This is a genomic window from Paraprevotella xylaniphila YIT 11841 (assembly GCF_000205165.1).
Taxonomy (GTDB): domain Bacteria; phylum Bacteroidota; class Bacteroidia; order Bacteroidales; family Bacteroidaceae; genus Paraprevotella; species Paraprevotella xylaniphila.
Genome location: NZ_GL883885.1, coordinates 41,539 through 60,729, shown reverse-complemented (window position 1 = coordinate 60,729; position 19,191 = coordinate 41,539). Strand labels below are relative to the sequence as shown.

Annotated in this window: 16 protein-coding genes, 1 tRNA gene and 1 riboswitch; of the genes, 8 read left to right on the top strand and 9 right to left on the bottom strand. The window is 52.5% G+C overall.

The genetic code is table 11. The features are described 5' to 3' along the window. Positions 1–5 precede the first annotated feature (5 nt). Positions 6–1,307, top strand: coding sequence for a phenylacetate--CoA ligase family protein (locus HMPREF9442_RS13295; RefSeq protein WP_040603162.1), 1,302 nt, complete (start codon positions 6–8; stop codon positions 1,305–1,307). Between the two features lie 17 nt (positions 1,308–1,324). Next, the gene (locus tag HMPREF9442_RS13290) at positions 1,325–1,741 is read left to right on the top strand and encodes an ACT domain-containing protein (protein WP_008629551.1); all 417 of its coding nucleotides are present in this window, start codon (positions 1,325–1,327) and stop codon (positions 1,739–1,741) included. Positions 1,742–1,914: 173 nt separating this feature from the next. Here the strand turns inward: HMPREF9442_RS13290 and HMPREF9442_RS13285 are convergent. Further along, positions 1,915–1,987: transfer RNA gene (locus HMPREF9442_RS13285), tRNA-Thr, on the bottom strand. Positions 1,988–2,102: 115 nt separating this feature from the next. Here HMPREF9442_RS13285 and HMPREF9442_RS13280 point away from each other — a divergent pair. From HMPREF9442_RS13280 to HMPREF9442_RS16035, 4 genes are all read left to right on the top strand, one after another. Then, entirely contained in the window at positions 2,103–3,266 is a 1,164-nt protein-coding gene (locus tag HMPREF9442_RS13280; RefSeq protein ID WP_008629550.1) for a glycoside hydrolase family 88/105 protein, read from the top strand. Between the two features lie 27 nt (positions 3,267–3,293). Continuing rightward, entirely contained in the window at positions 3,294–6,239 is a 2,946-nt protein-coding gene (locus tag HMPREF9442_RS13275; protein WP_008629549.1) for an exo-beta-1,4-galactosidase, read from the top strand. Further along, positions 6,236–7,570 carry a rhamnogalacturonan acetylesterase gene (locus tag HMPREF9442_RS13270; RefSeq protein WP_008629548.1) on the top strand — a complete coding sequence of 445 codons (1,335 nt, stop codon included), beginning with the start codon at positions 6,236–6,238 and terminating at the stop codon, positions 7,568–7,570. Before HMPREF9442_RS13275 ends, HMPREF9442_RS13270 begins: the two co-directional genes overlap by 4 nt. A 92-nt stretch (positions 7,571–7,662) precedes the next feature. Continuing rightward, on the top strand, positions 7,663–7,842 hold the full coding sequence (locus HMPREF9442_RS16035; RefSeq protein WP_008629547.1) for a hypothetical protein: 180 nt from the start codon (positions 7,663–7,665) through the stop codon (positions 7,840–7,842). A gap of 95 nt (positions 7,843–7,937) precedes the next feature. Here HMPREF9442_RS16035 and HMPREF9442_RS13265 read toward each other — a convergent pair whose 3' ends face one another. The 5 genes from HMPREF9442_RS13265 to HMPREF9442_RS13245 all read right to left on the bottom strand — a co-directional run bounded on the left by HMPREF9442_RS13265 (position 7,938) and on the right by HMPREF9442_RS13245 (position 12,551). Then, complete coding sequence (locus HMPREF9442_RS13265) at positions 7,938–8,222, bottom strand: hypothetical protein (protein WP_008629546.1); 285 nt, start codon at positions 8,220–8,222, stop codon at positions 7,938–7,940. A 121-nt stretch (positions 8,223–8,343) separates the two neighbouring features. After that, positions 8,344–9,510 carry a MalY/PatB family protein gene (locus HMPREF9442_RS13260; protein WP_008629545.1) on the bottom strand — a complete coding sequence of 389 codons (1,167 nt, stop codon included), beginning with the start codon at positions 9,508–9,510 and terminating at the stop codon, positions 8,344–8,346. Continuing rightward, on the bottom strand, positions 9,507–10,379 hold the full coding sequence (locus HMPREF9442_RS13255; protein ID WP_040603170.1) for a DUF3737 family protein: 873 nt from the start codon (positions 10,377–10,379) through the stop codon (positions 9,507–9,509). The genes HMPREF9442_RS13260 and HMPREF9442_RS13255 overlap by 4 nt, the downstream gene beginning before the upstream one ends. 180 nt (positions 10,380–10,559) lie before the next feature. Continuing rightward, positions 10,560–11,981: an MATE family efflux transporter gene (locus HMPREF9442_RS13250; protein ID WP_008629542.1), complete on the bottom strand. Its 1,422-nt coding sequence runs from the start codon at positions 11,979–11,981 to the stop codon at positions 10,560–10,562. A 6-nt stretch (positions 11,982–11,987) separates the two neighbouring features. Then, positions 11,988–12,551 (bottom strand): DapH/DapD/GlmU-related protein, encoded by a 564-nt coding sequence (locus HMPREF9442_RS13245; protein WP_008629539.1) that lies wholly within the window; start codon positions 12,549–12,551, stop codon positions 11,988–11,990. 191 nt (positions 12,552–12,742) lie between these two features. Between HMPREF9442_RS13245 and HMPREF9442_RS13240 the strand changes: the two genes are divergently transcribed. Together HMPREF9442_RS13240 and HMPREF9442_RS13235 are read left to right on the top strand one after the other, a co-directional pair. Further along, positions 12,743–13,648, top strand: coding sequence for a helix-turn-helix domain-containing protein (locus tag HMPREF9442_RS13240; RefSeq protein ID WP_008629537.1), 906 nt, complete (start codon positions 12,743–12,745; stop codon positions 13,646–13,648). A 54-nt stretch (positions 13,649–13,702) separates the two neighbouring features. Further along, positions 13,703–14,623, top strand: coding sequence for a helix-turn-helix domain-containing protein (locus HMPREF9442_RS13235; RefSeq protein WP_008629535.1), 921 nt, complete (start codon positions 13,703–13,705; stop codon positions 14,621–14,623). A gap of 40 nt (positions 14,624–14,663) precedes the next feature. Here the strand turns inward: HMPREF9442_RS13235 and HMPREF9442_RS13230 are convergent, their stop codons facing one another. From HMPREF9442_RS13230 to accC, 3 genes are read right to left on the bottom strand one after another with little or no spacing between them, the layout of a single operon-like run. Then, the gene (locus tag HMPREF9442_RS13230; RefSeq protein WP_008629531.1) at positions 14,664–16,196 is read right to left on the bottom strand and encodes an acyl-CoA carboxylase subunit beta; all 1,533 of its coding nucleotides are present in this window, start codon (positions 16,194–16,196) and stop codon (positions 14,664–14,666) included. Next, complete coding sequence (locus HMPREF9442_RS13225; protein ID WP_008629529.1) at positions 16,193–16,708, bottom strand: acyl-CoA carboxylase biotin carboxyl carrier protein subunit; 516 nt, start codon at positions 16,706–16,708, stop codon at positions 16,193–16,195. Before HMPREF9442_RS13225 ends, HMPREF9442_RS13230 begins: the two co-directional genes overlap by 4 nt. 18 nt (positions 16,709–16,726) lie before the next feature. Further along, positions 16,727–18,238, bottom strand: coding sequence for an acetyl-CoA carboxylase biotin carboxylase subunit (accC, locus tag HMPREF9442_RS13220; RefSeq protein WP_008629527.1), 1,512 nt, complete (start codon positions 18,236–18,238; stop codon positions 16,727–16,729). A 45-nt stretch (positions 18,239–18,283) separates the two neighbouring features. After that, positions 18,284–18,490: riboswitch (cobalamin riboswitch) on the bottom strand. Positions 18,491–19,191 lie beyond the last annotated feature (701 nt).

The window sequence follows — 19,191 nt, the reverse complement described above, 5'->3', positions numbered from 1 at the left end:
AAAACATGATTTGGAACAAGAATAAAGAGTGCATGAGTCGTGAGGAATTGCGCGACTTGCAGGGGAAACGGCTGCACAAGTTGGTGGATTTGGTATATCATAACACGCCTTTCTACCGGGCTAAGATGCAGGAAATGGATTTGCTTCCGGATGATATCCGTACGATAGACGACATTGTGAAATTGCCTTTTACGACCAAGGCGGATTTGCGTGATAATTATCCGGTGGGCCTGTTGGCTACACCCATGTCCGAGATAGTCCGTATCCATGCCTCCTCCGGCACGACGGGCAACCCCACCATCGTAGGTTATACTTATCGTGACCTGGAGATTTGGAAAGAAGTGATAGCACGTGCGTTGACGGCCTATGGCGTGACGCGTGGAGATATCGTTTCCGTGGGATATGGCTACGGGTTGTTTACGGGCGGACTGGGTGCCCATTATGGCGTGGAGCATCTGGGGGCTACCGTATTGCCTACTTCTACCGGGAATACGGAGAAACATATCCGTCTGTTGAGAGACCTTGGAGTGACGGGTATTGCCTGTACGCCTTCCTATGCCCTGTATCTGGCTGAGGCGTTGCATAAGCAAGGGCTTTCGGCCGACGATTTAAAGTTGCGCATCGGCGCGTTCGGGGCGGAGCCGTGGACGGAGAACATGCGCCGCGAGATAGAAGAACGTTTGGGCGTTCAGGCCTACAACATTTACGGATTGAGTGAAATCATGGGGCCGGGCGTAGCTTACGAGTGCGGCTGCAAGAACGGTTCGCATATCGCGGAAGACCATTTCTATCCGGAAATCATCCATCCGGAAACCGGCGAGGTACTGCCGCTCGGGCAAGAAGGGGAGTTGGTGCTGACTACGCTGACGAAGACCGGAATGCCGCTGTTGCGCTACCGTACGAAAGACCTGACGACATTGATGCCCGGCACGTGCGAATGCGGACGTACCAGTGTACGCTTTACGCGTATCCTCGGACGGAGCGACGATATGCTGATCATACGCGGCATTAACGTGTTCCCCTCGCAGGTGGAAAACGTGATTCTGGAGATGCCGGAATTTGCGCCCCGTTACATGTTGGTGGTAGACCGCAAAAACAACATGGATATGTTGGAGGTACAGGTAGAGTTGCGTCCGGATAATTTCTCAGACGATTTAGGCGGTATGCTGGCTTTAAAGAAATGTTTGGCCGAACGTCTGAAAAGCGTGCTTTCCATCAGTGCGGAAGTGAAATTGGTGGAACCCAACAGCCTGCCGAGGAGCGAAGGGAAAAGTACGCGAGTGATAGATAAACGTGTGTTGGCTTAATTCAAAAACGAAAGAGTATGACTATCAAACAATTATCCGTTTTCTTGGAAAACAAAAGCGGGAGAATCAACGAAGTGACCAAAGCTTTGGGCGAACAAGGTATCAACATGCACGCTTTCAGTATGGCGGAGACTACGGATTTCGGTATCCTTCGTTTGATTGTGTCCGACGTAGACAAGGCGGTAGAAGTATTGCGTGCGAAAGATTTCGCAGTGATTCTGACCGATGTGGTTTGCATCAGTTGTCCGAACGTGGCCGGTGCGCTGTCTAAGATTTTGGAGAAGTTGGCCGAGCATCAGATTTTTATCGAGTATATGTATGCCTTTGCCCAGGGAGACCGGGCGAATATCGTTATCCGGCCGAGCAATCTGTCCGAGTGCCTGAAACAGCTCTCTGAGGAAGACTGCCATATTTTAGGCGGCCAACAGCTTTAGAGGTAAGCTAAGGAATAGAAAGATTAAAGAAACCCAAGTAGGATTGTCGCGTGGAAAGGCAACCATCTTTCATGTAATTGAGACGATGGTTGCTTTTGTCTTATAGTAGCAATTCTGGAATTTGATAATAAAAAAGGAAGAAAATATAAATTATTTTCTTCCTTTTTCCTTTGAGCCGACACGGGGACTCGAACCCCGGACCCTTTCATTACGAATGAAATGCTCTACCAACTGAGCCATGTCGGCTTTTGATTTCGCGTGCAAAGGTAGGATATATTTTTTAAATACAAAAATAAAACCGGATTTTTTTCAGGGTAAGATGAAAAAAAACTATCTTTGCTCTTATTAATACCTATATTAAATGAAGAAAACGCTGTGGTTAATCCTTTTTATATCTTGTGTCACTGGGCTTATGGCCGGTCGGCGACCGGATAGGAAGCTTATGATAGAGCAGATGGTTTTGGTGAACGAACGTTTTATGGCTCAGCACCCTGTGGCGGGGGATTCCATACGGATAAACGGTGTTCGTCCCTCTAATATTTGGACGCGCAGTGTGTATATGGAGGGACTGTTGGCTTTGAACGAAGTTGCTCCACAGCCTCGCTATGTGGAATATGCCATGGATTGGGCTGTGGCGAATTTGTGGGGATTCCGTGGAGGTTCGCATACACGTAATGCCGACAACCAATGTTGCGCGCAGGTTTATATTGATTTGTATCGCCTGCATGAAGATGCCCAGGTTTTGGGGAATACGGAACGTATGCTCAATAACGTGGTGAACAGTACGGAACGAGGGGATTGGTCGTGGATAGACGCCTTGCAAATGGCCATGCCCGTCTATGCCAAAATGGGCGTAGTCAAGCAGGACATTCGCTATTTCCGTACGATGAGGGAACTGTATGGCTATACGCGCGACTGTGCCGGACAGGTCGGACTGTTTAATACGATAGACGGTTTGTGGTGGCGTGACGCCGATTTTATTCCGCCTTATAAGGAGCCGAACGGGAAGAGTTGCTACTGGAGCCGTGGGAATGGTTGGGTCATGGCAGCGTTGGCACGTACGATAGACGAGATGGAACGGGCGGAGGATTTGTTTGTCGGAGGCGAGAAGCAGGAGATTGCGGACATCAAGAAATTGCTGACGGATGATTTCCTTGCCATGGCTTTCTCAGTGAAGAAATGCCAGCGGGGCGATGGTTTCTGGAATTGCAGCCTGACCGATGAATTTCATTACGGAGGTCCGGAAACAACCGGTACTGCGCTGTTCCTGTATGGTATGGCATGGGGAATGCGCAACGGGGTCTTGTCGGACGAAGTTTTTGGAGAGCCTGCATTAAAGGCATGGAATGCGTTGATGCACGACGCGGTGCATCCGGACGGATTTCTGGGATACGTGCAAGGGACCGGTAAGGAACCGAAAGACGGTCAGCCGGTAGGATATGACAGCAAGCCGGATTTCGAGGATTTTGCCATCGGTTGTTATTTGTTGGCCGGTGCCGAGATGATAAAGTTTTTAACTCAATAATATAATCGTTTTATTAACCTAATTTTCATGAACAAACATCACATTTGGGCATCGGCTTTTGCCATGCTCGCTTTGACTTACGGTGGGAAGCTGTCCGCACAGGGTCGTTTGGACTTGGCGGGACAGTGGGAGTTTCAAATCGACAGGGCTGATAAGGGAACAGCTGATAAGTGGTACGACCGGCCTTTGGAAGACCGTATCTTGTTACCCGGCAGTATGCCGCAACGTTTGAAGGGCGACAGGCCGTCGGTGGAAACGCAGTGGACAGGGTCGCTCTACGACAGTTCCTATTTTTATAACCCTTACATGGAGAAATACCGTCGGGAAGAGAACTTCAAGTTGCCGTTTTTCCTGACGCCCGACCGCCACTATGTGGGGACGGCCTGGTACCGAAGGATGGTGGAAGTACCGGCTGATTGGAAGAACCGTCGTGTCGTATTGTATCTTGAGCGTCCGCATATCGAGACGGAATTGTGGGTCAACGGAAAGAAAGTCGGGGGCGACAACAGCTTGTGCGTGCCTCATTGTTATGACGTGACTGATTTTGTCAAAAGCGGGGAAAACGCCTTGGCGTTGCGCGTCAGCAACCGTATCGACGGCGTTTGTGTAGGAGCGGACTCGCATAGCGTGACCGACCAGACACAGGGAAACTGGAACGGTGTGGTGGGACGTATGGAATTGCGGAGCACGCCTCTTCTGTATGCCGAAGACATACAGGTTTATCCGAACATACATGACCGTACGGCCACCGTGCGGATACGTTTGAAGCTACATCGCGGCAAAGGACGTCCTGATGCCGAGGTCAAGTTGTCGGCCAAGAGTTTCAATACCGATGTGGTGCACGAGATACCGGTTGTGTCCCGCCGGGTGAAGCTGAAAAAAGGACAGGCGGAAGTAGAGGTCGTGTTGGACATGGGCGAGAAAATGCAGTTGTGGGATGAATTCAATCCGGCATTGTATGAATTGACGGCAGAAGTCTCCTCTGAGTACGGGACGGACAAACAGACCCGTACTTTCGGGATGCGTGAGTTCAAGATAGACGGGAAGATGTTTTATATGAACGGTCGGCTCATCCAGTTGCGCGGCACGGTGGAGAACTGCGATTTCCCATTGACAGGATACGCCCCAATGGACGAGGAGTCGTGGGAACGGGTGTTCCGCATTTGCCGGAGCTATGGGCTGAACCACATGCGTTTCCATTCTTTCTGTCCGCCCGAAGCCGCCTTTGCGGCGGCCGACCGTGTGGGATTCTATTTGCAGCCCGAAGGACCGAGTTGGCCGAACCACGGGGTGAAGCTGGGGAACGGAATGTACATCGACCGTTATTTGATGGAAGAAACACAGCGCATGAACAAGGCGTATGGCAATTATGCTTCGTTTTGCATGATGGCCTGCGGCAACGAACCGGCGGGCAACTGGGTGGCTTGGGTGAGCGATTTCGTGGACTATTGGAAGAAGACGGACAGCCGTCATGTATACACCGGCGCGTCGGTCGGAGGCGGTTGGGCTTGGCAGCCTAAGAGCATGTACCATGTGAAAGCCGGTGTGCGCGGATTGGACGAATGGCGCCGCCGTGCACCGGAGAGCATGTTTGACTTCCGCGCGAAAATCGACACGGTGAGTGTGCCTTTCGTCTCCCACGAGACCGGGCAATGGTGCGTATTCCCTAATTTCGATGAAATCAGTAAGTACACGGGGGTGAACAAAGCCAAAAACTTCGAGATATTCCGCGACATACTGAACGACAATCACATGGGCGGAATGGCGCACAAGTTCATGATGGCTTCCGGCAAGCTGCAAACCCTATGCTACAAACATGAGATTGAACGGACCTTGCGTACACCGGATTATGCGGGATTCCAATTGTTGGCCCTGAACGACTACTCCGGGCAGGGTACGGCCTTGGTGGGATTGACGGATGTCTTTTTTGACGAAAAGGAATACTGTTCACCGGAAGACTTCCGTGAATTCTGTTCGCCGACGGTGCTGTTGGCGCGCATTCCCAAGTTCACCTATTGGAACCGGGACGCTTTTACGGCGGCGGTCGAGGTGGCCCATTATGGCAAAGCGGCGATTCGTGACGCAGAAGTGTCTTACCGCATCTGCGACAAGTACGGGAAAACGTATACGGAAGGGACTTTGTACAACGGTGATGTGGCTTTGGGCAACAACATCGGTTTGGGCAGCGTGATGGTTTCTTTGGATAAGATAGATGTGCCTCGGCAAATGGTGTTCGAGGTGATGCTGAAGGGGACGTATGACCTCGATGGCCGCAAGGAAGAAGTGCGCAGCAGGAACCATTGGGACTTTTGGGTGTATCCTCAGACGACGTTGGATGATTTGGCCTGCATGGACACCGGCGACGTGTACATCACGGACACGTTGGACAAACAGGCCGAAGAAGTGTTGAAGGCAGGAGGCAAGGTGTTGGTGGCGGCAGCCGGAAAGATTACTTATGGAAAGGACATCGTGCAACAGTTCACGCCCGTGTTCTGGAACACGAGTTGGTTCAAGATGCGTCCGCCCCACACCACCGGGCTTTACATCGAAAGCAACCATCCGCTCTTCCGGAACTTCCCCACGGATTACTACAGCGACATGCAGTGGTGGGACTTGGTGAACCGCAAACAGGTCATGCAGTTTACGGAATTTCCGGCTGATTTCCAACCGATCGTACAGAGCATCGACACGTGGTTCCTGAGCCGCAAGATCGGTATGCTGTTTGAAGCCAACGTGGCGGGCGGACGGCTGATGATGACTACCATGCCGTTGGATGCGGACAGCGGGGTACCCGTTATCGCCCAGATGCGCAAAGCCGTCATCGCTTACATGCAGTCGGACGATTTCCGCCCGCAATACACGGTGGATTTGCAGCACGTCAAAGACCTTTTCACCAAAGAAGCTCCCAAGGTGAACATGTACACCAACGATTCGCCCGATGAGTTGAAACCGAAACTTAATGCCAAGAAATGATGCGACATCACTTTATTATATTAGGCCTATGGGCATGCGGCACGGGATTTTCCGTGTTGCATGCTGCCGATGGTGGTTACCTGTTGCAACTGACTTCGGACAAGCGTGTACCGGTGCAACGTCTGTTGGGGGAGGGCGATACGTCGTCTGCCGCACCGTTGACCGAACACCGGCTGTCTCCCGAAGACCGTTATACGCCGGAGAAAGGGTACGGCTATGACCTGCTCGCCTCGCCGGACGAAAGCGGAGACCGGCCTTATTATGTCTCCGTACAGGTACCCGACGGGAACTATCGCGTCACGGTGCTTTTGGGCAACCGCAAGGAGGCGGGCGTTACCACGGTACGGGCGGAGTCGCGCCGCTTGTTTTTGGAAAGCGTGCCGACGAAGAAAGGGGAGTTCCGCACGTTTACTTTCACAGTCAACAAACGTACACCGAAAATCTCCGATACCGAGGCGGTGCGTATCAAACCGCGTGAACGATCCAAGCTGAACTGGGATGACAAGCTTACGATTGAAGTCAACGGTGACCGTCCGCAGTGTGCGGCCATCCGGATTGAACCGGACCACTGTGTCCCGACCCTGTTCCTGACTGGAAACTCTACCGTGGTGGACCAGGACGAAGAGCCGTGGGCCAGTTGGGGACAGATGATTCCCCGTTTCTTTGATGCGGAAGTATGCTTTGCCAATTATGCGGAGAGCGGCGAATGTGCCGACACTTTCATCCGTGCCGGACGATTGAAGAAAGCCTTGTCGCAAATGAAACCGGGCGACTACATGTTCATGGAGTTCGGGCACAACGACCAGAAACAAAATGGGCCGGGAAGGGGAGCTTATTATTCCTTCGCCACAAGCCTGAAAACGTTCATTGACGAAGTCCGGCAGCGTGGCGGACATCCTGTGTTGGTGACCCCGACCTGCCGTCGGGCTTTCAAGGACGGGAAGATACGGTCCACACACGCCGACTATCCCGATGCCGTGCATTGGGTGGCCGAACGGGAGCAGGTGCCTTTGATAGATTTGCAGGAAATGACGCGCGTCCTGTTTGAGGCTTTGGGCGAGGAAGGAAGCAAAAGGGCTTTCGTGCATTATCCGGCCGGTACTTATCCGGGGCAGGCCAAAGCTTTGGCCGACAACACCCATTTCAATCCTTACGGGGCATACCAGATAGCGCGGTGTGTTGTCGAAGGAATGAAACAAGCCTGTCTGCCTTTTGTAGACCACCTTCGCGAAGACGTGCAGCCTTTCCGGCCTTCCGTGCCGGATAGTCCGGATGCGTTCCGTTGGGACGAAAGCCCCTTTGTGGAGATGCAGAAACCCGATGGCAACTGACCTGTCCTTTGGATGCGTGGCTGTTGATTTCTTTTTCTTCTGCATAAGCTTGGTTTTCAGATGGTTAAGCTCTTGAAATTGATTACAGGAGAATGAAAAACGAATCTGCGCCAAACGAAAAATCAATCACAGGAGAACAATTTTTCGTTTGGCGCAGATTCGTTTTTGTATATGCTTTTCTTGCAGAAACACCTGAAAACAGCCTATTTCCTGCTTTCAAACATCTTGAAACCTATAGGGCAGAAGAACATACGAACCAAAAAGCAAGATAACTTTCACGAGAAAGATATGTTCTTTTGTTCTTATGTCTTGTCATCTTCGACATGCAAACGGGGTTTCTGCGATGGGCCATCATGCCGGAAGGGGATTAGCACCCGCCTCCGCAACAGCCTCCTCTGCGGTGGTGATCGTAGTCACAGCAATGTCCTTCGTGCCTGCAATCCCTGCACTCGCTGCATTCTTCGTTTTTACGGCATCCGGCACATTCCGAACAATCCGTCTTGCACGTACAATCCTTGCAGGTGCAGTCTTTGCAACAGCATTCTATTTTATCCCTTTTGTCTTTTTTGTCCTTGTTGTTTTCCTGTGCGGCATAAACGGTAAAGGACACTGCGCTTAGAAGCACCGCGCAACTCAATAAGAACTTTTTCATCCGTTTTCTTTTTTCGTTAAACACCTTGTCTAATTTGGCTTTTCAGTCCTAAGTCAGAGCCTTGCCTTCGTACAGCAAAGATAGGGAATAAAACGAAAGGGCTATAGCTTTTTAGAAGTTATTATGTTTTATGGACGATAAAATCTTTGAAACGTTCCAAGCCTTCTGCCAGTATGGCACGAGGGCAGGCGATGTTCCAACGCATGAAGCCTTCGCCTTCCTTGCCGTACATGGCTCCGGCATTGAGCCAAAGCCGGGCTTCCCGGGTCAGGCGGTGTTCCAGTTCGGCAGAAGGCGTGGCCAGTGTGCGGCAGTCCATCCATACCAAATAAGTACCCTCCAGTTTGCAAATCGGAAAGTCCGGAAGGTGTTCCGTGCAGAACTCTTCCATATACCTGTAATTCCCTTGCAGGTATGCCAACAGTTGGTCTAGCCAGTCCTCCCCCTTGCGGTATGCGGCTATGGTGGCGATTACTCCGAAAGGATTGACGTCGCACACCTCGTTGATGTTGATGGCTTTGTCGATTCGGCGGCGTATTTCTTCGTCCGGAGCCACGATGTTGGCGATTTGCAGTCCTGCGATGTTGAATGCTTTGCTGGGGGATATGCAGGTGACGGCATGTCCCGTGAATGTTTCCGGCAAGGAGGCAAAAGGAGTGTAGTCATGTTCCGGGTAGGTCAGTTCGCAATGTATTTCGTCGGACACCACCGTCACGTTGTGGCGGAGGCAGATTTCGCCGATTTGCATCAGTTCCTCCCTTGTCCACACTCGTCCGGCGGGATTATGGGGATTGCAGAGCAGCATCACTTTTACTTGTTCGTCGGAGGCTTTCCGTTCCAAGTCTTCGAAATCGATGCGGTAGGTATGGTTTTCGTAAACGAGCGGGTTGCTTGTCACTTCGCAACCGTTGTTGCGGATGGAGGAGAAGAAGCAGTTGTAGACGGGCGTCTGCACCAGTACTTTGTCGCCCGGCACGGTCAGAGCCTTGATGATGGCGGACACGGCAGGCACTACGCCGGAGGTATAAATCATCCACTCCTTTTCAATGGCCCATCCGTGCCTGCGTTTGAACCACGCGCAGACGGCTTCATAATACTCGTCGGGTACCCGCGTGTAACCGAAGATGCCGTGTCCCACGCGGTCGGCCAAGGCTTCCGTGATGGCGGGAGCCGTGCGGAAGTCCATGTCCGCCACCCATAAAGGAAGTACGTCGCTGTCCGCCGCGCTGTCCCATTTGTAGGAATTCGTATGGCGGCGGGGAATTATCTCGTCAAAATCGTATTTCATACGCAGTCGCTGAAACAAGTTTGTTCGTCCCGAAGTTTAAGTTCACAGTCGGCAGGTGCCTTGATGTTTTCGTCGAGGATGATGTCGCCGTAGCTTTCGGCGATGATACACCCGGAAGAGGGATTTTTCACGCCGCTTATCGGTCCGTTGATGGTGGCCCGTACGCTGCTGTACTCGAAAGCGCGGTCGCATTCCGGGCCGAAAGTGCAATTCTCAAGTACCAAATCACGGGCATAGCAGAGCGGTTGTTCTCCCGTGATGTGGCAGTTCACCAGACGCAGGTTGCGCGAGTGCCATCCCAAGTATTCGCCGTTCAGTTCAGAGTCGTACACGGTGACGTTTTCCACTTCCCAGAACGCATCCTTTGTGGTAATCCTGGCATGGTGGATTTCAACGTCTTTCACGTACTGGAAGACGTATTTGCTATCACTTTCCAACCCGTCTATGCGGATGTTGCGGCTGAACATGAACGGGTATCGCCCGTCGTGCAGCTTCAGGTTCTTTATGTCCAACCGGTTGCATCTCCAGAAAACTTCGTCGGCATCGTTGATTTCCACATTCTCGATTTCTATGTCCGTCATTTCGCGGAACATTTTGGGAGCATCGATGCGTGTGTCGGTCATCTTCAAATGGTCGGAATACCACAGGGCGGAGCGTCCTCCCACGTCGAAGAAACAGTGGTCGATGACGAAACCATGTACGTGCCAGAACGGATAGTTGCCTTCGAAGCGGCAGTTAGTGGCGAGGATGTTGCTACATTCCTTGATGGCCGACTCCCCGGCACGTACGACCACGTGGTCCAGATGCAGGTCGTGTGAGGCGAACAAAGGGCGTTCGCCTCCAAATTCCATGTCTTTTATCAGTTGCATATTGTAATATGGGTTTAAGGGTTTGTCTTTTTGTCTTTCGGAAAAGCATTTTTCCGGCATACGGTTTTCTTGTACAGGCAAAGTTACGGATATGCCTGAAGTTTCAGGGTAGACGGATTACGGATGTTATGACCCGAATTCCGGAAATCCGCATGGCGGCACTTCACAAGCTTGTTTTTTTCAGACTTTCATCCACCGTTTTCCTCTCAGCCGGACTAAGAATATCATGCCTCTGAAGCATAATTCTATGCACATGGCTATCCACACGCCTTTCAGTCCCATGGAGGGGGCGAGTGCGGCAGCCAGTGTGATGCGTACGGCCCAGATGCTGAAGAAGTTCATCAGCGAGGGGACGAGGGTGTTGGCTGCGCCGACGAACACGCCATAGGCTATGATGGCTGCGGCGAACATGGGTTCGGCGAAGGCTTCGATGCGGAGTACCGCCACGCCCAGTTCCCGTATTTCGTCCACAGGGGTCATGGTGCCGATGATTTGTGGGGCGAAGGCGTACATCACGATGCCCATGAGTCCCATTATGGCCATGCCCGCGAAGACGGTGATGTAGGCAAAACGGCGTGTGAGCTTTCGCCTGCCAGCTCCGAGGCTTTGGCCTACCAAGGTGGTGGCGGCATCCGCTATCCCGTATCCCGGCATGTAGCAGAGGCTTTCGGCCGTGATGGCGAAAGAATTGGCCGCTATGGCCGTGATGCCCAACGGGGCCACGATGACCGTGGTCATGATTTGCGCCCCGCAGATGACGGCATGCTCCAAACCCATCGGCAGGCTGATGCGGACGGCATTCTTCAGTGTGGTCCGCATGGGAAAATGGTGCGTCCCGTGCCATTCCTGGATTTTCAGTCCGGATGACCGGGTGAAGAGGTGCCATGACGTGAGGCATGCCGCCACGCATTCTGCCAACCCCGTACCCAGGGCGGCACCTTCCACGCCCAATCCCGCACCGGGCAGTTGGAGGGACTGTGTTCCGAGGGAAAGTTCCCGTTCCGGAAAGATGAGAAAGAAATTGAATACCACATCAAGCGCGCACATCAGCACGCCTGCCGTGCTGGGGACGCGCATGTTGCCGCTGCAGCGCAGCATGCCCCCGGCCAGAAAATTCAGTTGGAGGACGGGCAGGAAAAGCGAGAATATCAGGAAATAAAGCGAAGAGCCGGCGTGGATGGCAGCATCACCGCCTAACCACCGGGGCAAGTTTTCGCTGATGGAAACGCCGATGGCTGCCAATGCCACACTGAATGTGAGTACCGCCGTTACGGAATGGCGCAGCACGGAACGGGCATTTCCCCAGTCTCCCGCTCCGATGCGGTGGGCCACTTGCACGGAAAATCCCGTGGAAACAGAGGCGCACAATCCCCAGAAAAGCCACGTGGTGGTGGATACCAACCCGATGGAGGCCGATGCGTCCGCACCGAGGCTGCCCACCATTGCGGCATCAATATATTGCATGATTATGGCCGAGAGTTGGGTCACGATGGCAGGCACGCTCAAGGCTGCTGTCAGGCGCAACTGCTCACCCAAGGTCATGGGGCGGCCTTCGCGGATGAGGGCGAGCAAGCCGTCTGTATCCTTTGCCTTGTTTTCCATGTGTGGTCATTGGATTTTCCGGATGGGCTTTGCCGGTACTCCGCCCACGATAGTCCGGTGAGGCACGTCCTTGGTCACGACCGAACCGGCAGCAATGATGGCTCCTTCTCCCACGGTCACGCCTTGAAGGATGGTGGAGTGGGAACCTACCCATACGTTTCGTCCCAACACGATGGGGGCGGGGTGCATGACAGCGCGGTTTCCGGGATTGAAGTCATGGTTGAGCGTGGCAAACACCACGTCGTGCCCGATCAGGCAACCGTCGCCCAACGTGACACCTCCGTGGTCTTGGAAATGGCAACAGGCGTTGATGAACACGTGTTTGCCAATGGTGATGTTTTTCCCGAAATCCGTATAGAATGGCGGGAACGCCTTGAATGTTTCGTCCACGGGGCGGCCGATCAGGCGCGAAAACAGTTCACGCAATTCCGCTTGGCTATGGTAAGCGTTGTTGATTTCGCAAGTGATGTGCCGGGCCTCGTCGCTCATCTCGTCCATGAAACGGTAGATGTCGGGCGTGTCGAGGGGAAGGCGTGCATCCGCATGCTTTAAAAATTCATCCAATGTCATGCTGTTGTGTTTTGTTACTTCCTTTTTTGATGTGGCAAAGTTCGGGAGAATTTCAGGCTTGTGAGGTAGACAAATTACGGTTGTTACGCCCCTTATTACGGATTTTTATTGGAAAAATGCGGCACTTTGCATGGAATTGGTACGGAATCGCTATATTTGCCTGAACCTTTTTATAAACAACAGAACCCGATATGGAAGAATTTATCAAACTTGACACCGTGGACTGCTACAATAAACTTTATGGGGTAGAGACCCTGCACCCGTTGGTTTCGGTGGTCGACGCTTCAGAAGTCCAACGTGACCTTCCGGACAATGTCACGTTCAACTATGGGCTTTATGCGCTTTTTTTGAAACAGACAAAGTGTGGCGACCTGCGTTACGGCAAGCAGACGTATGATTACCAAGAAGGGACGGTGACGAGTTTTGCTCCGGGGCAGGTGGTGGAAGTCCGGAGGGATACGAGTATCCGCCCTCAATGGCAGGGCTTGGTGTTCCATCCAGATTTGATACGTGGCACTTCGTTGGGACAGGACATCAAACAGTATTCCTTCTTTTCGTATGCTTCGAATGAAGCCCTCCATCTTTCCGAGGACGAAAAAGGCATTTACCGGGATTGCCTGTCGAAAATCAAGAGGGAGATTTCGCGTCCGGTGGACAAGCACAGCCGTCGGCTGATAGTCCGTAACATAGAGTTGCTTTTGGATTATTGCCTGCGTTTTTATGAACGGCAGTTTATCACGCGGAGCAAGGTGAACAAGGGGATTCTGTCCAGGTTCGAGGATTTGTTGGATGATTATTTCCAAAGCAACCTACCACAGACAAAGGGACTGCCCACGGTGAAGTATTTTGCCGACCGTGTAAACTTGTCGCCCAATTACTTTGGCGATTTGGTCAAAAAGGAGACAGGGCGTACGGCGCAGGAGTATATCCAAGGCAAGCTCATCGAGGTGGCCAAACAGGAGATTCTCGGTTCAGACCGCAGCGTGAGCGAGATTGCTTACCGTCTCGGCTTCCAATATCCGCAGCATTTCACCCGGATTTTCAAGAAGAGTGTCGGATGTACGCCGACCGGATACAGGGATTTGCCGGTTTTATAAGAGTAGGGGGACTGGCAAGTCGGGCGAGGCCGAAGATTTCGTATGTATCGGGTAATGGCAAAGACAGGAGTGAAGAGGGATAATAAGACATTGAACATAAAGACCGTGTGCGAATGTTGTCATTGTTTGGGCAGTAAGACGTTACATCCGCAGGTGAGCCTTATCAATCTGGAAAAGCCGGAATTGGAAGAGGATGCCGTGAAGTTTGAATTCTATGCCATCTTGTTGATAGAGGATTGTCCGGACGGTTGTTGCTGTTGCGGCCGGAAGTATTATGATTATTCCGTGGCCACGATGGTATTCCTTACGCCGGGCGAAATCTTCCGTATGGGCAAGGAGGACACGTTGCCTCCCAAGGGTTGGCTTTTGGCATTCCATCCCGACTTGCTGTTCCGCACTTCGCTCAAGAGCCACATCAAGAATTATACTTTCTTTTCTTATCGCAAGGAAGAGGCGTTACACCTCTCCCGGCGGGAGACTTCCACGGTGGTTTGCCTGTTGGAGCACATAGAAGAAGAACTGCACCATCCGATAGATGTGCATACCGGTACCATCCTTTCGCGCCACATCGAACTTTTGTTGGATTATTGTACGCGGTTCTACGAACGTCAATTCATTACCCGTGAAAATAAAAACAAGCTATTGCTAGCCCGTCTGGACCGCATGTTCGATGAATATCTTGATTCCGGACGGTTGTCGGCAGGAGGTTTGCCCGTCTTGGCGCAGTGTGCCGCTGTGCTGAATCTGTCTGCGGCTTATTTTTCCGACTTGTTGAAGTTCGAGACCGGTAAGGGTTTGGAGGAATATTTTGAGTTCAGGAGACTGGATACGGCCCGGCGTTTGTTGTCGGAAGGCATGCATACACCGGCCGAAGTGGCTCGTTTGTTGGGGTATCCGAACGTGCAATGCTTCAGCCTGATATTTAAAAAGGTGGTAGGGGTGCCGCCGGGTGAGTTCCGTTATTCACGGAATTAAAACCCTCTGCACCCGTGGAGTGGATGCAGAGGTCTTGAGGTTATAACGGCATGTTGCCGTGCTTCTTGGGCGGATTGCTTTGGTTCTTGTTCCGGGCCATCTCCAAGGCGCGGATGAGTTTCCGGCGCGTGTCGCGCGGCATGATGATTTCGTCCACCAGTCCGCGCTCGGCTGCGCGGTAAGGATTGGAGAACTCTTCTTCGTATGCTTCCACAGCCGTCTTTTTCTCCTCCTCCGATGCTTTACGGTAGAGGATGTTGATGGCACCGGATGCCCCCATGACTGCAATTTCGGCTTGCGGCCAGGCAAAGTTCACGTCAGCACCGATCATCTTGCTGGCCATGACGATATAGGCTCCGCCATAGGCTTTACGCGTAATCAGCGTGATTTTGGGAACGGTGGCCTCGGCGTAGGCATACACGATTTTGGCACCGTGACGGATGATACCGTCATGTTCTTGTGCCGTACCCGGCAAGAAGCCCGGTACGTCTTCGAACGTCACCAAAGGGATGTTGAAACAGTCGCAGAAACGGATGAAGCGGGCGGCTTTGTCCGAAGCGTCGATGTCGAGCACGCCGGCCAGGAATGCCGGTTGGTTGGCGATGATGCCGACGGTTTGTCCTCCGAGGCGGGCGAAACCGATGACGATGTTCTTGGCAAAATGCGGCATCACTTCAAAGAAATATTGGTTGTCCACGACGGGTTCGATAACGTCTTTGATGTCGTATGGTTGGTTAGGATCTTCCGGAATCACCGTCTGCAAACTTTCCACACGGCGGTTCGCGTCGTCGCTGCAAGGCACGATCGGCGCGTCCTCCATGTTGTTGGACGGCAGGAAGCTGAGCAGTTCGCGGAGTTGCATCAGTGTTTCTTCTTCCGTCGGGTAGACAAAATGGGCCACACCGCTCTTGCTGCTGTGCGTGTAAGCTCCTCCCAACTCTTCCTTGTCCACCACTTCATTGGTCACGGCCTTCACCACATCCGGTCCGGTGATGAACATGTGGCTGTTTTCGTTGACCATGAAAATAAAGTCGGTGAGGGCGGGAGAGTAGCAGGCACCTCCGGCACACGGGCCGAGGATGGCCGTGAGTTGGGGAATCACGCCGGAGGCCATTGTATTCTGGTAGAATATGGAAGCGTATCCCGCCAGGCTGGTGATGCCTTCCTGTATGCGGGCGCCTCCCGAATCGTTCAGCCCGATGATGGGTGCGCCGCTCTTCAAGGCCAAAGTCTGTACTTTTACGATTTTGGCCGCGTTGGTCTCGCTCAACGAACCGCCGTGTACGGTGAAGTCGTAAGCATAGACGAACACTTGCCGTCCGTCTATCTTGCCGTGACCGCACACCACGCCGTCTCCCGGAATCTGTTTCTTCTCCATTCCGAAGCGGGTGCAACGGTGGTTCACGAATTTGTCTATTTCGCAGAACGTATCCTTGTCGAGCAACATGTCGATGCGTTCGCGTGCCGTCATGCGGCCCGAGGCGTGTTGCTTTTCTATCTTGTCCGGTCCGCCACCCTGCGAAGCCCGTTTGTCCAATTCCTCAAACCGGGCATATAGTTCTTCTCTTTTCATGCTTCTTGTATGAGTTCTAATTCTATCAACGTTTGATTGTCTTGTACGGCCTCTCCCTCTGTCACGAGAATGTTTTTCACCCTGCAGTCCGAACTGACCTTATAATTGCTTTGCATCTTCATGGCTTCGAGTACGATGGCGATGTCACCTGCCTTCAACTCGTCTCCCGGCTGTACGGGGATGCTGACCACCTTGCCCGGCATGGGTGCCACGATTTTATCCGGTTGGCGTTCGTCCGCATGCTTTTTCATGCGGAGATACTTGGCCTGCGTGTCCACCACGTCCACGTGGTAGGAGCGGTAGAACATGTTCACGTCGTAGCTCTTTCCGCCTTCTCCGCGAATAAGTTCCGCATTGTAGGAATTGCCGTCGTGCAGGATGGAGCAACTGCCGTTCTCGGCCATGACGATGTCCACTACGCACGGTTTGCCGTCGATGGTGAGTTCCACGCGGTTTCCCTCTTTGTTTACCAATGTCACGTCCGCGACACGGTCTCCTATGTGCATTTCCATAAAATATCCCTTTCCTTATTATATACGTAATACTCCCTTTTGCAGGCCGAACTCGCGCCAACGGCTGATGGGGCGGGAGTCTGTCGTGCGCACGGGGCTGTTCTCTTCCAGATTGAACAGGTAGTCCACGTAGGCGGCTATCATGGCCATGTTTTCTATCTCTTCGTTCTCTCCGTTGCTGCGTTGCAGCGAACGGGAATATTTTGACAGGAATGAAGTGTCGTATTCGCCTTTCACAAAAGCCGGGGCGTACATGATGCGGCGCAGGTAACTGATGTTGGTTTTCAGTCCCGTGATTTTGAATTCATACAACACACGCCGCATACGTTCGATGGCAAACTGGCGGCTCGTGGCCCATACGATGAGCTTGCCGATCATCGGGTCGTAGTAGAGGGGGATTTCGTAACCTTCGTACACGTAGCTGTCGATACGCACGCCGATGCCGTTCGGCTCCGTGAGTTGGCGGATGATGCCGGGGCAGGGGATAAACCCGTTTTCCGTGTCTTCGGCACAGATGCGGCACTCGATGGCGTGTCCGCGTTGGGAGAGGTCCTCTTGTTTGAAGCGCAGAGGCTCACCGTCGGCCACGCGGAGCTGTTCTTTGACAAGGTCTACGCCCACCACTTCTTCCGTGATGGGGTGTTCCACTTGCAGGCGGGTGTTCATTTCCAAGAAATAGAAGTGGCGGTATTTGTCCACCAGAAATTCTATGGTACCGGCACCACGGTAGTTCACCGCCCGGGCGGCGGCAACGGCTTTCTCGCCCATCTCCCGGCGGAGTTCCGGTGTGAGGAAAGGCGAAGGGCTTTCTTCCACGATTTTCTGGTTGCGGCGTTGCACGGAGCACTCCCGGTCGAAGAGATGCACCACGTTGCCATGGGCATCCCCAAGAATTTGGAACTCGATATGGTGCGGCTCTTCCACGAATTTCTCCAGATATACCGTGTCATCCCCGAAGGAAGACATGGATTCCGAACGGGCCGAGTCGTAAGCCTCTTTCACTTCGTCTTCGCTATGGATGAGGCGCATGCCTTTTCCGCCGCCACCCATGGAGGCTTTCAGCATGACGGGAAAACCGATTTCCTTGCAGATGCGTACGGCTTCATCGGCGTCTTTCAGCGGTTCGGCAGTGCCTGGCACCACCGGTACCCCTGCCGCCATCATGCGTTGGCGGGCTGCAATCTTGTCTCCCATGGCTTCCATCGTGTCGGCTGTCGGGCCGATGAAGATGATGCCTGCGGCCTCGCAACGGCGTACAAATTCCGCATTTTCGGACAGAAAGCCGTAGCCGGGATGGACGGCGTCGGCTTTGCATTTTGCGGCCACTTCGATGATACGGTCGATGTTCAGGTAACTTTCGTGCGACTCGGCCGCGCCGATGCAGTAAGCTTCGTCGGCATACATCACGTGCCTTGACGTACGGTCGGCCTCAGAAAATACGGCCACGGTACGCAGACCCATTTCGCGGCACGAGCGCATGACTCGCACAGCGATTTCGCCACGATTGGCGATCAAAACTTTTTTAATCATCTTTGTTTCATTTATCCTACATGTTCTCCTAACCCACGAGCAAGAACAGTTTTTTAACGAACGGCAGGTCTTCTGACTCGCCCCCTTCCTGAAACCTTCCCGGCCTTGAGAAACAAACGGCCAGTGGTGATGGTGCTTTTTCAGAAAGTTCACGGAGCATCACAGCAGCGGGACTGTCCGGGATTTGCACCCGATTCCCTTTTAATCCGTGCGCAAGGACTTGCACACAGAACCGATTCTTGTGCAAAGGTACGTCTTTTTTCCGTTACAGCCTAATGGTTTCAAAAGAAATTAATTTTCCGTAGGGCGGAAGATGTCGGGTGGGCTTGTAGGGAATGTCTTTTTGTTACTGTATGGGAGGATTTCAGTCCCAAAAGACAGCGTTTTCGTTTTATCTGACAGGCCAAAAACGGCTGAACCGTAGCATATAGAGCCTCTTCTTGCATATTTATACGGTATATGCGTTGTTGTTTTGCATATCTCCCGCATATATGCAATTCAATCTCAAGAGAATGGAAAACCATTCGGCTGAAAGCGGAAAATCATTCTCCGCATGTCGGCTCGTGTTTCTCTTTCAAACGCCGTAAAAATGTCTTTTTTCCGGCAAATTTCCGGCTTGCAAACCGTGTGCCGGCTTTATTGGGTTGCTTTTTCCGTTCCAAAATCCGGTGGCATCATGCAAGCCGGATGTGTCTTTAGGCTTACGCACCGAGCCGCTTCATGCGGAAGGAAAGGCATGGACGGGTGACAGAGGATAAATATTCTTGCGTAAGGGTTGTCATTTTGTTATTCCTGAAGGACTGTATGGTTGCGTTATTCTTGTCGCAGCCTTTGCCTGTGTGCGAATACGCAATTCTTGGGGGTGTGGAAATGACATGGTGTCAGAATGTCAATGGCATGCCGGGTTTTGGATTTAATATTTTTTAAGTATAATATAATGTATTCCGATTGGT

Bases quoted from the DNA above. Each gene is read 5' to 3' on its own strand.
- HMPREF9442_RS13295 (WP_040603162.1), top strand. From the start codon at position 6: ATGATTTGGAACAAGAATAAAGAGTGCATGAGTCGTGAGGAATTGCGC.
- HMPREF9442_RS13290 (WP_008629551.1), top strand. From the start codon at position 1,325: ATGACTATCAAACAATTATCCGTTTTCTTGGAAAACAAAAGCGGGAGA.
- HMPREF9442_RS13280 (WP_008629550.1), top strand. From the start codon at position 2,103: ATGAAGAAAACGCTGTGGTTAATCCTTTTTATATCTTGTGTCACTGGG.
- HMPREF9442_RS13275 (WP_008629549.1), top strand. From the start codon at position 3,294: ATGAACAAACATCACATTTGGGCATCGGCTTTTGCCATGCTCGCTTTG.
- HMPREF9442_RS13270 (WP_008629548.1), top strand. From the start codon at position 6,236: ATGATGCGACATCACTTTATTATATTAGGCCTATGGGCATGCGGCACG.
- HMPREF9442_RS16035 (WP_008629547.1), top strand. From the start codon at position 7,663: ATGAAAAACGAATCTGCGCCAAACGAAAAATCAATCACAGGAGAACAA.
- HMPREF9442_RS13265 (WP_008629546.1), bottom strand. From the start codon at position 8,222: ATGAAAAAGTTCTTATTGAGTTGCGCGGTGCTTCTAAGCGCAGTGTCC.
- HMPREF9442_RS13260 (WP_008629545.1), bottom strand. From the start codon at position 9,510: ATGAAATACGATTTTGACGAGATAATTCCCCGCCGCCATACGAATTCC.
- HMPREF9442_RS13255 (WP_040603170.1), bottom strand. From the start codon at position 10,379: ATGCAACTGATAAAAGACATGGAATTTGGAGGCGAACGCCCTTTGTTC.
- HMPREF9442_RS13250 (WP_008629542.1), bottom strand. From the start codon at position 11,981: ATGGAAAACAAGGCAAAGGATACAGACGGCTTGCTCGCCCTCATCCGC.
- HMPREF9442_RS13245 (WP_008629539.1), bottom strand. From the start codon at position 12,551: ATGACATTGGATGAATTTTTAAAGCATGCGGATGCACGCCTTCCCCTC.
- HMPREF9442_RS13240 (WP_008629537.1), top strand. From the start codon at position 12,743: ATGGAAGAATTTATCAAACTTGACACCGTGGACTGCTACAATAAACTT.
- HMPREF9442_RS13235 (WP_008629535.1), top strand. From the start codon at position 13,703: ATGGCAAAGACAGGAGTGAAGAGGGATAATAAGACATTGAACATAAAG.
- HMPREF9442_RS13230 (WP_008629531.1), bottom strand. From the start codon at position 16,196: ATGAAAAGAGAAGAACTATATGCCCGGTTTGAGGAATTGGACAAACGG.
- HMPREF9442_RS13225 (WP_008629529.1), bottom strand. From the start codon at position 16,708: ATGGAAATGCACATAGGAGACCGTGTCGCGGACGTGACATTGGTAAAC.
- accC (WP_008629527.1), bottom strand. From the start codon at position 18,238: ATGATTAAAAAAGTTTTGATCGCCAATCGTGGCGAAATCGCTGTGCGA.